This window comes from Enterococcus sp. UD-01, from assembly GCF_044909655.1.
GTDB lineage: Bacteria > Bacillota > Bacilli > Lactobacillales > Enterococcaceae > Enterococcus_L.
On the sequence record NZ_JBIYEU010000004.1, the window covers coordinates 166,595 to 180,966 of the forward strand.

Consider the following 14,372-nt stretch of genomic DNA (forward strand, 5'->3'; position numbering starts at 1 on the left):
AGACTTCTTTTTTGCTTTCTATTTTTTAGGACAAAATAAAAACAAAAAAAAGAGCCTGAAACAAGCGAAAAAGAATAAAAATTAATTATTGAATTCCAGATCAAATACCCCTGATACTCGTTTTAATTTTTTTATCAGGATGCTATTACTTTATTTATAAGGCGTTGCCTTATTGGTCCTTAGAGACCGTGTACGCATAGTCGTACTTTGACTTGTTTTCGACACTTTAGTAGTTTGTTGCTACAGGCTACTGTCGCAGCTTTATCCTTTTTTGGTAGAGGTTGCGTTTTTAATTTGTAATAATAAGCCGCCTTGTGATTCGAGACGGCAGCTTGTTGGCGGAGCCTAATTTTTACGGTAAAATAAAGAATTTTCCGAGCTTTAGGATTTCCGCGTTTAAGGAAGGAGGTTGAGCCAAAAGTCGTTTAGGTTTGAGCAATTAGAATAAAAGACGACCAATATGTTTTTTATATTGATCGTCCTTTATGAAATTGCCGAAGAACCTGACTTTCGGCCACCGTTTATTCGTAAGTAATGGGCGGGACAAAACTGTTTTTTAGTTTTGTTCCGCCCACTCTAATCCTAGTATGTTTATGCTAAATTAATTTATTTTAATTGTTCCCTTTAGAAATTCCTTGGCTTCCTCTTTGATACTTTTTAGAGCAATTCCTTGCTGACTCGCCGCGTACAAACAGCCGCAATAGCATTGCCGATAAACATCATATTCCCTACACAGCTCAATCGATCGTTTATAACCATTGTTCTTCTTAAAATCACTGGGTAAATAATTGGTTGCATAAAATTTTTGAATTTCTATCCCAATTTCATTAATCAGCTGACTATTTTTCTTCGGTGAAAGCGTGAGTGCACTACCAAAATAATCAAACCCCAGCTCTTGTGCTTTTTCAGCAACAATATCTAAACGCATCTGAAAGCAAGCGGCACATCTTAGACCGCCTTCTGGTTCTTGGGCCAAGCTTTTTTTCTGAACCATCTGTACAAACTGACTAGGTTCATAGGGTGCTGCTAAAAACTGCACGTGATTATCCGTCCGCTCATTAAAATCTGCTACAAATTTTTGCTGTACTTTTTTTCTACGCTGGTACTCCTCTTGCGGATGAATATTTGAATTAGCGAAATAGATCGTTACTTCTGCATATTGAGTCAAATATTCCAACGTATAGGTACTACAGGGAGCACAACAGCTATGCAGTAAAATAGTTGGTCGCACACTTGCTTTATCCCATTCAGCGATTACTTTTTGCAGCACGCGGTCATAATTGATTTTTTGATTTGCATTCATTTTTTCTGTTATTTCGGTTAAGTTAATCATTGCAAACACTCCGTCATTTTCCCTAGTTTCCATTTATTTTACTGCTGGTACGGCAATCCCTCCAAGCCAGCTTTGATAATTTGAATGGATGCTTTCAAAGCGCTGACTTCTGTTTTTGTTAACGTATAGTCTATATAAGTGATGATTCCTGACTGCCCCACTATGACCGGCTGCCCAAAATAAAGATTGTGCTGCTTACTATAAGCAGATACTGGCACAATCGTTTTCGTATCATTTAAAATCATTCGGATTAAATTCGCAGCACAGGAAGCAATACCGTAACTGGTGTATCCTTTACCGGCGTATGCCTTCCAGCCGCCGTCACGAACCTTTTGCTCCAGCTCTTGTATATCTACTGACTCATCCCACTTCGCCAAGGATTGATCCCCGATTGTCACAGTTGACCATGCAGTAAACTGGGAATCGCCGTGCTCACCATACACGAATCCGCCAACGTTTCGTCCATCAATCCCCAGTGTTCGTCCTACTGCTTGTTTCATGCGTGCTGTATCCAGCATCGTTCCTGTGCCAATTACCTTGTTGACTGGAAAACCTGTCAATTTTTGCAGATAAGTGGCAATCACATCGCAAGGATTAGTAATACTAATCAGAATACCTTTAAAGCCAGATGCAACAATTTTCGGTGCCGTTTCTTCGACAATTTTACTAGTAATTGCTAACTCCTTAAAACGATCGCCGTCTTCGCCAAGCGCACTAATTTGGCCAGCGCATAAAACCACTATATCAGCATCCTGCAGCGCGGAATAGTCTTGAATAATGATTTTAGTTTTACTTGTTAAAAAAATTTGTGCATCTAGCAAATCATATTCTTCTGAAAGAGCCAATTTTTCATTTTTATCAATTAGAACAAGTTCGTCAACCAGTCCTTCTCTTACCAGCGTATAGGCAAGTGTCGCGCCCACATGTCCCAAACCGATAATCCCTACTTTTCTCATACAATGCCTCCCATTCATTTTCTTTAAGCCTAACGAAACAACGCTGTCCCGTCAACTCCTGATTTACAAAAAGCAGCGCTCACTAAGCGAAATCAAAGTGAGCGCTGCTTTTTAATTTTTTTCCGGTTCTTTTGTAACCTTAAAATAATCAATATGAGCATGCTTATAGTCCATTACTTCAAAGGTGAAGCCTTCAATAGTCAGTTGATCGCCGACCGCAATCTGGTTTTCCTTTTGTTCCACGATAAAACCCGCTAATGTCGTCATTTCAGAAGCTTCGAATAAGGGGATTTTAACATTAAAATAGCGTTCAAAATCATCTAAAGTAAGTTTTCCTGAAATAATATACGTGTTATCGGATTGTTTTGCAATCAACGCTTTTTCCAAATCCGTTTCATCACGAATATCGCCGACTAATTCCTCTAAAATATCCTCGATGGTTACCATCCCCGTCGTTCCGCCATATTCATCCTTCAAAATGGCAATATGTTTGCCGGCTTTGCGCATCATCGTCAACAACCGCTTTATCGGAACGGTTGCAATAGCTACGATAGGATCTTCTACTAATTCACTAACTTTTCTTTGGCTATCGATAAATGACTCTTTTATCAACGCGGTTAAGGTCACATAGCCCAATACATTATCTTTCGAATCTTCAATAACTGGATAGCGCGTGTGGCCTCGATTCAACGACTGACGAATAGCTTTCTCCACCGTATCATCCGCTTCAAATACTTCCATCGATGTCCGATCCACCTGAATTTCTTTGGCTAAAGTATCATCAAATTCAAACACATTTTCCATATAATGATATTCTTCTTTTGTCAATTCACCTTTTTTATAGGAATCAACCGCAACGAATAATAACTCTTCTTGCGTCAAGGTTTCTTCACCTTCCGTGACAAGCTTAATCCCTAGCAGCTTACCTAAAAAAGCAGCAGAATGATTCAAAAGCCAAATAAAAGGGTACATGATCTTATAAAAATAATGCAGTGGCTGAACAATCGTTAAAACTACCTTTTCCGTTTGCGCAATACTAAAGCTTTTAGGTAGCAATTCCCCTACGACTACATCTACATACGTGACAATCGCAAAGCCTAAAATAATCGAAATCGTCCGGGTTAAAGCCGTACTGATCGGCAAGCTGCCAATTAAAGGATGCAGTAAAGCTGCAACCGAGCCTTCGCCGACCCAACCAATAATTAACCCGGTCAAGGTAATTCCCAGCTGACTGGCTGATAAATAAGCATCTAAATGATGCGTCACTTGAAGAGCCAGCTCAGCGTTTTTTACGCCTTCATTTTTTAACTGCTCCAATCGCGTGGTACGTATTTTTACTAATGCAAATTCGCTTGCTACGAAAAAGGCCGTAATAGCGATCATTAAAATTAATATCAAAAAATTTAGTGCCAGCATTCCTTGTTCACCTCAATATCTTTTCTTTTATTATACTCGTCCGCTGACAAATGCGCGAATACAAGCCATTAAAAAGAGCCTAGAGCAAAAGGAAAGAACGCTTTTGCTCTACACTCTAAAAGGATTATTTATAGGCTGGTTTTCGTTCAATCAATCTGGTTTTCTTGGTGTTGCCGATAATTAACGGCACAGATTCATATTTTACTTCACTGTATTCCAAGCCAAACCAGTTTTCCGGGCTGGTGGTTCGTTTTTTTAATGCCAGCTTTAACTGCATAATCTGACGATCCCATTTTTTTAATTCCGTTACTTTCGATAATTCTTCACGAATAATAATAAATTGGAAATCGCCTACCTGACGTCCCGGCGTCAAAGAATATTTTTGCGGCTGTTTTGGCAGACGACCTTCTTTCATCAAGTCATGGACAATTTGACGCAAGTAAATATTCACTTCTTGAGCCACATGGAAGCCTAAATAAAGCTGTACCTGTACGATAAAATCGGTACCCAGCATGTCTACTGAATATTCCTTGGTAAAAGGCTCATCCGTTACTTCCACATTGACAAACCAATACACATTTGCCCGTTTAGGCTGCTTATCTAAAATAGAGTAAATAATTTGGCGGCCAATTTCCTCGCCAATCAAATCCGGCGTCATAAATACAACATTGGTCTGATATTTCGGCACTGTCGTATCCTCTTTAAGCATACGCAGCTGTTCAATATAATCTCTCAAAGGAACTGTATCTGAGGTCTTTTCTTTAATAATATTGCCCCATTCCCAAATAGTCATTACAGTTAAAATCAGCAATGCAATACCTACTGCTACGTACCCACCATGGAAGAATTTAGCAATACTTGAAACAAAGAAAATCGATTCAATACTACCGAAAAATAAAGTAATTAAATAAGCAAGTCCGCGCGGCGCACCTTTTTGCAACAAATAGAACATTAGTAAAATCGTTGTCATCAGCATGGTAATCGTAATAGACAAGCCATACGCTGCTTCCATATGTGTAGAGGTTCTAAACGTCACTACAATCAATGAGCAGATAAGCCAAAGCAATAAATTGACCGCTGGAATATACATCTGACCAATATTGGCTCCTGGATAAATAATTTTTAATCTTGGCAATAATTTTAATTTAATCGCTTCAGAAACTAATGTAAAGGAGCCGGAAATCAATGCCTGAGACGCAATTACTGCCGCAATCGTTGCAAAAACAACGCCGACAAGTGTCACATTATTCGGCATCATTTGGAAAAATGGATTAAGATTGACAATTTTTGCAGCGGATGGATCATCCTTTACAGATAAAATCCAAGCTGCTTGTCCCAGATAATTAAGAACGAGACAGATTTTAATATACGGCCAGCTTGCACGAATATTGTATTTACCTACGTGACCTAGATCTGAATACAAAGCTTCAGCACCGGTTGTCGCTAAAAAGATATTCCCTAAAACGAAAAGTCCTAATTTGTTTTCCGGACTAACCAAGAGCTTAACAGCGTAATAAGGATTCAGCGCCCGCAGAACCGTCCAATCCTGACTGAAATTAATCAGTCCCATGATGCCTAAAAAAGTAAACCATAAAAACATAATCGGTCCGAACGCTTTTCCAACCGCATCCGTCCCAAAACGCTGAACAGAAAATAAAATAAGAATGATCGCAAGCGTTATAATAACAATAATGTTTTGATCATTGCCAAAACGCTCAAAAAAGACAGGAATGCCCCGCAGCCCTTCAATCGCTGTCGTCACTGTCACTGCTGGAGTCAGTACCCCATCAGCCAATAACGCCGCACCGCCGATCATCGCCGGAATAATCAAATACTTCCCTTTTTTGCGCACTAGCGTATACAAAGAAAAAATACCGCCCTCGCCATGATTATCCGCATTTAACGCAATCACCACATATTTGACCGTTGTTAAAATCGTCAACGTCCAAAAAATTAATGATACCGCGCCAATAATAAAATTCTCAGAAACATGCTGCAGCCCACCATTATCACCTACGATGGCTTTCATTACATACAGCGGACTCGTTCCGATATCACCATAAACTACACCCATAGCCACCAGCAAACCAGCAGCAGTTAATTTTTGATGATGCGAAACCTTAGACTTCTCTCCCACAAAACTCTCCTCCTAATTTTAAAAGCGGAACAAATCGCTTAATCCTGTAGAAAATTAGGAAATTGACATTGAGACGCTCCTTGTCTCACTGGCAATTTATCTATTTTCCTAAGGATTGATTTGTGCAGCTGGATAACTTAAAAGCGGAATGAGCCGCTTAGCCTTGACGGAAAATAGGAAAAATCGATTGTGGCGCTTTTTGCCACAAACTATTTTTATCTTTTTCCCGAAAGGCTGGTTCATGCAGCTGGATAACTAATGACAAGGTTCAACACTTTCTATGAAAGTCTTGTACTGTTCATCATCAGTTCAATTTCTTTCACTGTGATTCTCAGCAAATAGGAAAAATCGATTGTGGTGCTTTCTGCCACAAACTATTTTTATCTTTTTCCCGAAAGGCTGGCTCATGCAGCTGGATAACTTAAAAGCGGAACAAATCGCTTAATCCTGTAGAAAATTAGGAAATTGACATTAAGACGCTCCTTGTCTCACTGGCAATTTATCTATTTTCCTAAGGATTGATTTGTGCAGCTGGATAACAATAATGATCAACACTTTCTACGAAAGTCTTGTACTGTTCATCATCAACTCATTTCTTTCGTTGTGATTCTCAGCAAAAGCGAAACAGGCTCGTTCAGTCTCGACTGAAAAATAGGAAAAATTGATTGAGACGCTTTTTGTCTCACTCCATTTTTATCTTTTTTCCGAGAGACTAGCCTGTGCAGCTGGATAACTAATGACAAGGTTCAACACTTTCTGCGAAAGTCTTGTACTGTTCATCACCAACTCAGCTCTCTCACTATAATTCTCAACAAGTCCTACACTATTCATCAGCTCTTTTCATCCCACTATGCTTTTCAGCAAAATAAGAGACCTAAGTGAAACGACACTCGGCCCTTACACTTAGGTCTCGCAATTTCATCTTTAGACCAGTGCTTTTCACACTTGCTGTTGATCTAAGGACATAGTAAACTATGCTGCTACTCCCCTAAGATTTCCGTTTGACTGGCAAACAGAAATAATATTTGTCTATTAAGTTTATTAAAATCTAATACTGTTGTAATAATCAATTTTGATAACAACTATAATACTCCTTGTCTTTTTTAGCAAGCATTTTATGTAATTAAATTCATAACTATTTTCAACTCTTGTGTTTCATTCTAACGAATTGCATAAAAAAAACGCTCAAACGCGCTGTTTTTACAATCAAAACAGTGCTTTGAGCATTTATTCATTTTAATCTTCTTCAGGTAAATAATGGAATTTGATCATTTCATTGACAAAAATCGGTACAATAGACAGACCCATAACCAACAGCCAATGATTTATGCCAATCGGCACTAAACCAAACAATTCTTGCGTGAACGGCAGTAATGCAATCACCGTCGTAATAATCACTGCTAAAACAGCCATTTCAAACAATGATTTATTCGATGATAATTTCACTCTGAAAATCGATTGCGCGCTGCGCACATTAAACACATGCAAAATTGAGGAATAAGCTAAAATCAAGAATGCGACTGTTTGCCCCACTTCATGGCTTGCATCAAAGAAGTAAGAAACAGCATCAACATTCGCGCCTAAATAAAAACCAAACAAGGTAATCACAGTAAAAGCAAAGGCATTAATAGCAATCTTTTGCCACAAGCCACGTGCAAAAATCCCTTCATTGTGCGGAATCGGTGCTTCATCCATAATGCCCTTTTCAGCCGGCTCTTTTCCTAATGCAAAGCCCGGCAAGCCATCAGCTACCACGTTCACAAACAATAACTGAACTGCTGTAAACGGTGCGCCCCAGCCTAAAAGCATAGCAATTAAAACGATAAAAATCTCTGAAATATTACAACTTAGCAGGAAATTTACTGCTTTACGAATGTTACGATAAACTGCACGACCTTGCGCCACAGCATCTACAATCGTAGCAAAATTGTCATCCGTTAAAATCATATCCGCCGCACCTTGGGCTACATCCGTACCGGTAATTCCCATAGCACAGCCGACATCGCTCGCTTTTAAAGCCGGCGCATCGTTCACGCCATCACCTGTCATTGCAACAACAGCCCCTGTCCGCTGCCATGATTTGACAATGCGAATCTTGTCTTCCGGTGTCACTCGAGCATAGACTGACAAGGATTTTACGCGCTGATCCAATTCCTCATCAGACAATTTTTGTAATTCTGATCCAGTCAAAGCCTCACTTTTATCTGTTAAAATTCCTAGTTCTTTTGCAATAGCACTAGCGGTTACCACATGATCACCAGTGATCATCACTGTTTTAATTCCCGCTTTCTTCGCTTTGGCAATGGCACCTTTACTCTCCGGTCTTGGCGGATCAATCATCCCAATCAATCCTAACAGCCTTAAATTCCTTTCTAAGGCCTCTGAAGTGATTTCTGCGGGTTCCTCATCATAAATTGCGTAACCTACTGCAATCACCCTTAAAGCCCGTTTCCCGAAGCGATCGTTTACAACCGCCGCCTGATCTAAATCACCAAAGCGAAAACGCGGCAGTAAAACATCAAAGGCTCCTTTAGTGATCGAAATATACTTTTTCCCCATCTTATGAACAGTCGTCATCATCTTACGTTCTGAATCAAAAGGAATTTCACCAATACGCGGATATTTTTCTTCCAGCTCTTCTTTGGTGTGGTAGTTTTCTTCTACGGCTCGAACAATGGCAGCTTCCGTCGGGTTTCCTTTGATAACCAGCTCGTCTCCTTCATGCGTTACAATTACGTCCGCACAAAGTGAAGCCATCTTCAAAACTTCCATTGCTTCATCTGTCATCGCATCTTCTGTATCGGTCACTTCATCGCCGCGCGACCAAACTCTTCTGACCCGCATTTTATTTTGCGTCAATGTTCCCGTTTTATCCGAACAAATAACATTAGCGGTCCCCAAAGTTTCTACTGCCGGCAAACGACGGATAATCGCATGCTTTTTAGCCATCTTTTGTACGCCGTAAGCCAGAGTCAAGGTAACAATAACCATTAAGGTTTCCGGTACAGCGGCAACTGCTAGAGATACAGCGGTCATGAACATTTCTAATACAGGTTCTCCCTGAATGCTGCCGATTGCAAAAACTAATGCCGCAGCCGCCAAGGCAATTAAACTAATGCGTTTTCCCAGCTGATTTAACCGTTTTTGCAGCGGCGTTTGCTGAGCAGTATCAGCATTCAGTAAACCCGCAATTTTTCCCATTTCTGTTTGCATTCCGGTAGCTGTAACTACAGCTCTTGCTCGGCCGTTGACTACCGTACAGCCTTTAAAGATCATATTCAATTGATCGCCAAGAGCTGCTTCTTTGTCGCCTATGTAATCTGAATCCTTTTCTACCGGCTCACTTTCACCAGTCAAGGCGGATTCTTCTACTCTTAATTGCGCAGTTTGAATCAAGCGGGCATCTGCCGTAATCATGGTTCCTGCTTCTAAAATTAATATGTCTCCTACAACAACATTTTCGGCATCAATTGTTTCAATTTTTCCATCACGTAAAACAGAACTACTTTGCTTATTCATATCCTGCAGTGCTGCCAATGATTTTTCAGCATTTCCTTCTTGAACAATCGCCAATACAGCGTTAATAATAACAATAGCAATAATCAAAACGCCTTCAAAATAATCGCCATGGTCTGTTGCGATTGCCGTATAAAAAGAAATAGCAGCCGCCACTAATAAAATGATTGTTGTAAAATCCGATAAACTATGAATAAACTTTTTAAAAACCGACTCTTTTTTTGCTTCCTGAAATTTGTTTAACCCTTGTTCATTAAGTCTTTTCTGGACTTCCTGTTCGGTTAAACCGTGTTCCTGATTTGTCTTCACTTCTTTAATAATTGTTTCGATAGGCTGTTTGTATGCGTCCATCCTATCCCCCCATTCCTAATTTTTTTCTTCTATTAATATAGTGTCTATATTCACTATAACATGTTTTTTTTTTTAATTTCAATAATTATGGCTGAATTTTAATTTCACGCTGATTATTTATTTCACTGCCATTAAAAATAATACACATCATTTGAAAACGCTTTCCATTTATGCTATTATATAGTCAGAAGGAAGGAGGAAACATCAGCTGTATCGTAGAATTTCTCGAAGAAGAAGAAAATAAACACAAAATTGTTAGCAGTGCACGATTCACCTTTCAATACAGTCTATATATGTAAAGCGACTACGAGAAAAACATTTTTACAAATAGTGAATATGTGTAAAAAACGCAAAAATGATCATTGTGAAAGAAAAAACACATAAAAGAATGTTTATCTAAAAAAAAATTTAAAAAAAGAAATGTAGAAAATGTAATGAAGACAAGATTTGGTTTATGAAAAAGAAATTCAACGAATTACTTTGCATGTATGACTTAAAGTAAAAAAAATATCAAACGATACACTGATTCCTTCCGGAAATAAGAACCGAGCTAGTCGAGAAGCTCGGTTTTTTTCTTTGCAAGATATTTGTAAGTGAAAGTAAGATATGGTATATTGACTATGCGCTTTTTAAAATTGATACATAACTTAGACTATTGGAGGGATTTGCATTGCCAAAAAAGAAGAACTCATCCTTTGAGAGTTCCATTCACGTCTACAGAGCCATGAAACGCATGACCCAACAGGAACTTGCTGATAAAGTAGGAGTATCTAGACAGACTATTATTCAATTAGAAAGAAATAGGTACAATCCTTCCCTTTTACTGGCTCACGACATAGCAGATGTTTTCGAAGTGCCGATTGAACAAATCTTCACTTTCAAAAAATTGACCGACGAAGATCAACCAAACGAAAAAACCGACTAACGGAAGGAAAGGATAAATTATGATCGAATCACTTAAATCTTTTTTTGATACCATGCCTGTAAATCACTGGAGCAGCATAATTATTGTTATCTTGTCTATTATTTTCATTATATACTCTGTTTACTTTTTCTTTAGTAAAGAGGGCAAAGATGAGCGCGGCAAGAAAATTATTTCAACTGCGAGTTTTATAGCTTTCATTCTGGCTATCTTACTATTAGGTATTATGAACAACTTTTTCTATGATGTTGCTGTTTATAGCACTACTGCTTATTCATGGATATTGAATTTGATGGTTATGCTAATTTCCGGCACAGAAGCTATTTCAATTCTTATTTTGAAAAAAATAAATTAATCAAAAACTGGAAGAAATTTTGCAGCGCATGCAACAATTTCTTCCAGTTTTTTATTTTCTATGGCCAACAGATAAATCTGGACCATCCAGCAACTGTATTCGCAACGATCGTTTCTGATCTATCAAGGGTATCCTCAGAATTTTTGCTTCTTTCAAAAGAAGCACCAACAATTGCATCCACTTTTTTCACATCTTTTGCAGCTTCCATGTTTTCAATTGATAATTTTCTCATGATATTTTTTCCTCCCCTCGTATTAATAATTAAATTATAATCCGTCTCTACATATAAGTAAAGTTTTTTTTTCACATTGTTTTACGTAAAAAATAATAAAGAACGGATAGTTGATTCGCTGTATGCTCTTAAAATTTGATAACCTATGCCTGACAATCCGCAAAATAAACCTAATGGTAAATAAGCGGAATCACTCTTCAATTTCAAATCATTTTCAATTAATACTGAAATATTATTTAAATTATCATCCGCTGCTCCATAGCTGCCATGACATAAACAAGCATCCTGCAATTCATCAATGGATATGTTCTTTGCAAACGATGAATTCATAGCGGCACAAGCTTTGTTAATCCCTGTTAACCCGCGACACCAAGAAGCATTGGGCTGCTCTTCATGCGATAATTGTTCTTCTAAGCGGGCTTGGTACCAATCAAGTTTTTGTGAGATTTTTTTATCCTTCAGTATTTCATTCGCCCGCTGCAAACTATAAACCACTCCTGCGTAGCCATGAGCAAAACTGGCATCCTCCATTTCAACACAAGCTATCGCTTCAGCATAATATACAAGCAACTCATAGACTATGTTTTCCTGATGCCGTTCATAAACAGCGCTTAAGAGCGTGAGTAGACTCGCTTTTCCATAGAGCCATTCATTCATTTGCTGCTCTTGCTTAATTTCTACACTTTGCAGCTGAGTCAAACTAGCCAGCATATACGAATAATGCTTCGCATCCTGCAGCACTTCCGCAATTAAAAAAGCTGTAGTCAAACGCATGCCCTCATCAAAATACGCACTCTCATACCTATTTTTTAAAGGAGCCTGAAAAATTTCCTGCTCTAGTTTAGCGGTTACTTTCCGGTAAGCTTCTTTTGGGACGTAATGCTGTAAAAAGGTTAAAAACAAATAAACCCCTGCTACGCCTTCGTATAAATCCAAACTAGGATAACTCACCGACTGTTCCTTTTGCTCATTGGGCATAATGGATACCCAGTCAACAGTATCGTGAACCTCATCTATTAGAAGATTCTTAACTATTTCATCCCCAATATCTGCGGCTTTTTGCAGCAATGGTGAAGCAAGAGACTGATTTTTCTCCGGCAAATGAATGGTTGTCAGCTGATAGGTTAGTGTGCCTAAACTTTCTTTTACCAAAAGATAAGAGAGCTGACTTGTTGTTTCTGTGATGCGTTCCATATGTTCAAGCGTATTTTCCAGCGGTGATTTCTTCAAAAGCTGAGGGACAGCTTTTTGATTCGCATAGACATCTTTTGACGATGTATTAGCAGTAAAAAGCGGAATATCCATTACCGCCATCGCTTCAATTTCCAAGGGAACCAGCTGTGGCGGAACCTGTTGACTGCCCCAAAGATTTTCCAGAATCTTTTCTCTTTCACTAAAATCAGACATGCAGTCGGTATGCAACGTATAACTCAAAAATTTTACATAATCTTGGGTATCCCGATAAATTAAACGCACAGTCACATCAGCAAAAAGCGTCTTTACTTTTTCAATTACAGCAGCTTTATTTTGCAGTAATTGATCATTCATCGTTTTAAAAGCAGCTTCAATCTGCTTAACATAAAGCCGATAATCAATTTCTTGTCCGTTTAATCGCGGAATATTTTGAGCCCCTTCCATATACGCTTCTTCCAGTTGAAATTGAATATCGCTGGAACGCTGATGTTTTAATCTTCGGACCTTTTGCGACAGCTTTTGCTTCTTGCCGGACAAGGCATCCAGTTCCACCACGTGCTGCTGTCTTTTTTGCGGCAGCAAGCCTGAAACGATGACGGATTCTTTTTCAATTCGTGTTTGCCGTGAAAAATGCTGATCCGTAAATATTTCTGGTCGAATTAAGGTTTCCACATCAATTAAGACCGGATAGCCCCCGGAAGCAATCACATTTTCCATATGTAAATCAGTGGAACCAAGCCAATAAACAATTGCCAGCAGCTGGCCGTAGTGGGTATAAAAGGACTTAATTTCTTGTTCATTTTGACAGTCAATTTGCGGCACTTTTTCTTCAAAAGTAAAAGTTGAACCAAGCACTCGTTTTATTTTATAAGCCGAAAAATCAGCGATCCTCTCTTCTAAAAATGCTAAAAAACTGTTGAAGCGTTCGCCAATAGTCAAGTTTTTATTTTTAAAAATGAGGTCTTTACCTTCCAGCTGAAACTGAATAACAGTTTTCCCTTGATCGTGGCTGTCCCCTTGGCCTACCTTTATCTGCCTAGGCGCAATTGTCGAGTTGGTAAGAGCAAAAGTCGCTGTCAACTCTTTTTGGCTTTGAACTAGAGCATCAAAAAAACAGCCGATATTTTCGCAGGCGAACTGCAAGCGGACAGCAAGAATCCGAGCTAATGTTGGATAGGCTCCATAAAAAAGATAGGTACGCAGCTTATCTCCAAGACATTCTGTGATGTAGTTATCAAATTCTGCTTCTTTTGTTTCAGCCTGCAGCTGGTATTCTGCAACCATTTGATGAACATCCCACACTAAAGCTTTTTGGGCAATGAAAAAAAGTTCATCCGAAAGTTGTGCGACCAATGAGTTTATTTCTGCTTCGGGTAGCTGAAAAATGGGTTGCTGTTGCAAATACGCTCGAATATGTGCCTCATAATAAGCTAAGTGAAAACGTAAAGCTTCTGTCAAATCCTTTTTCTGAAGTGGCACCTCTTCAACAAAAAGACTGCAATGCAATTGATACCAATCACTCTTTTCAATTGCAGGCAGCAGCAGACGGGCTCTTTCCTCAGTAAACGGTAATAACCCTTTTGCAAACTCGGCTGGAGTACATTGATGGTAAGCAAATATTTTAGAATAATCATCAGGCTTTAGTAAGCTTTTACGGTTTTGCCACTGCTGCAAATAGTCAGATTTTGCTTTATCAACACTAAGTTTTTGCCAGCCCTGTCTTCTTTCCTGCAGTGTTGCCGCATAACTATACGTCAAATTTTCACTCATACCTTTCACTCCTCTTCTTTCTACCTCTAATAATAATAGAAAAATACCCAAAATACTATCTTAATTTTATTCAGACAATTTTATAGGAAAATGACAGCAAAAAGGTAGAACGTAAAAGTAGGCTCTTCGTTACACAAAAAATCTGTGTTTTTTCTATGCGCTCTTCCTTTTTACTCAACTTTTTCAATTT

The 14,372-nt window shown here is 38.8% G+C and carries 9 protein-coding genes and 1 pseudogene; 2 read left to right on the plus strand and 8 right to left on the minus strand.

Annotated features, from left to right (window positions below; genetic code table 11):
- Nucleotides 1-169: 169 nt before the first annotated feature.
- From ABH902_RS05655 to ABH902_RS05680, 6 genes and pseudogenes are all read right to left on the minus strand, one after another.
- Nucleotides 170-416: pseudogene (locus ABH902_RS05655) on the minus strand (IS110 family transposase); the annotation flags it as partial.
- A gap of 185 nt (nt 417-601) precedes the next feature.
- The gene (locus tag ABH902_RS05660) at nt 602-1,333 is read right to left on the minus strand and encodes an epoxyqueuosine reductase QueH (RefSeq protein ID WP_404589576.1); all 732 of its coding nucleotides are present in this window, start codon (nt 1,331-1,333) and stop codon (nt 602-604) included.
- Between the two features lie 38 nt (nt 1,334-1,371).
- Nucleotides 1,372-2,289: an L-lactate dehydrogenase gene (locus tag ABH902_RS05665; RefSeq protein ID WP_404589577.1), complete on the minus strand. Its 918-nt coding sequence runs from the start codon at nt 2,287-2,289 to the stop codon at nt 1,372-1,374.
- Between the two features lie 111 nt (nt 2,290-2,400).
- On the minus strand, nt 2,401-3,702 hold the full coding sequence (locus ABH902_RS05670; protein WP_404589622.1) for a hemolysin family protein: 1,302 nt from the start codon (nt 3,700-3,702) through the stop codon (nt 2,401-2,403).
- Between the two features lie 127 nt (nt 3,703-3,829).
- Entirely contained in the window at nt 3,830-5,779 is a 1,950-nt protein-coding gene (locus ABH902_RS05675; RefSeq protein WP_404589623.1) for a KUP/HAK/KT family potassium transporter, read from the minus strand.
- A gap of 1,299 nt (nt 5,780-7,078) precedes the next feature.
- Complete coding sequence (locus ABH902_RS05680; RefSeq protein WP_404589578.1) at nt 7,079-9,709, minus strand: cation-translocating P-type ATPase; 2,631 nt, start codon at nt 9,707-9,709, stop codon at nt 7,079-7,081.
- 670 nt (nt 9,710-10,379) lie between these two features.
- On the opposite strand from ABH902_RS05680, the gene ABH902_RS05685 reads away from it, so the two are divergent.
- Both ABH902_RS05685 and ABH902_RS05690 read left to right on the plus strand, forming a co-directional pair.
- Nucleotides 10,380-10,634 (plus strand): helix-turn-helix transcriptional regulator, encoded by a 255-nt coding sequence (locus ABH902_RS05685; RefSeq protein ID WP_404589579.1) that lies wholly within the window; start codon nt 10,380-10,382, stop codon nt 10,632-10,634.
- 19 nt (nt 10,635-10,653) lie between these two features.
- On the plus strand, nt 10,654-10,986 hold the full coding sequence (locus ABH902_RS05690; RefSeq protein ID WP_404589580.1) for a hypothetical protein: 333 nt from the start codon (nt 10,654-10,656) through the stop codon (nt 10,984-10,986).
- Nucleotides 10,987-11,044: 58 nt separating this feature from the next.
- Here the strand turns inward: ABH902_RS05690 and ABH902_RS05695 are convergent, their stop codons facing one another.
- Both ABH902_RS05695 and lanM read right to left on the minus strand, forming a co-directional pair.
- Nucleotides 11,045-11,218, minus strand: a complete 174-nt coding sequence (locus tag ABH902_RS05695) for a hypothetical protein (RefSeq protein WP_404589581.1) — start codon at nt 11,216-11,218, stop codon at nt 11,045-11,047.
- A gap of 81 nt (nt 11,219-11,299) precedes the next feature.
- Nucleotides 11,300-14,182: a type 2 lanthipeptide synthetase LanM gene (gene lanM, locus ABH902_RS05700; protein ID WP_404589582.1), complete on the minus strand. Its 2,883-nt coding sequence runs from the start codon at nt 14,180-14,182 to the stop codon at nt 11,300-11,302.
- Between the last annotated feature and the right edge of the window lie 190 nt (nt 14,183-14,372).

What these genes read in the sequence shown, in the direction of transcription:
- ABH902_RS05665 (WP_404589577.1), bottom strand. Translation starts at nt 2,289, where the DNA reads ATGAGAAAAGTAGGGATTATCGGTTTGGGACATGTGGGCGCGACACTT.
- lanM (WP_404589582.1), bottom strand. Translation starts at nt 14,182, where the DNA reads ATGAGTGAAAATTTGACGTATAGTTATGCGGCAACACTGCAGGAAAGA.
- ABH902_RS05695 (WP_404589581.1), bottom strand. Translation starts at nt 11,218, where the DNA reads ATGAGAAAATTATCAATTGAAAACATGGAAGCTGCAAAAGATGTGAAA.
- ABH902_RS05675 (WP_404589623.1), bottom strand. Translation starts at nt 5,779, where the DNA reads ATGGGTGTAGTTTATGGTGATATCGGAACGAGTCCGCTGTATGTAATG.
- ABH902_RS05680 (WP_404589578.1), bottom strand. Translation starts at nt 9,709, where the DNA reads ATGGACGCATACAAACAGCCTATCGAAACAATTATTAAAGAAGTGAAG.
- ABH902_RS05660 (WP_404589576.1), bottom strand. Translation starts at nt 1,333, where the DNA reads ATGATTAACTTAACCGAAATAACAGAAAAAATGAATGCAAATCAAAAA.
- ABH902_RS05690 (WP_404589580.1), top strand. Translation starts at nt 10,654, where the DNA reads ATGATCGAATCACTTAAATCTTTTTTTGATACCATGCCTGTAAATCAC.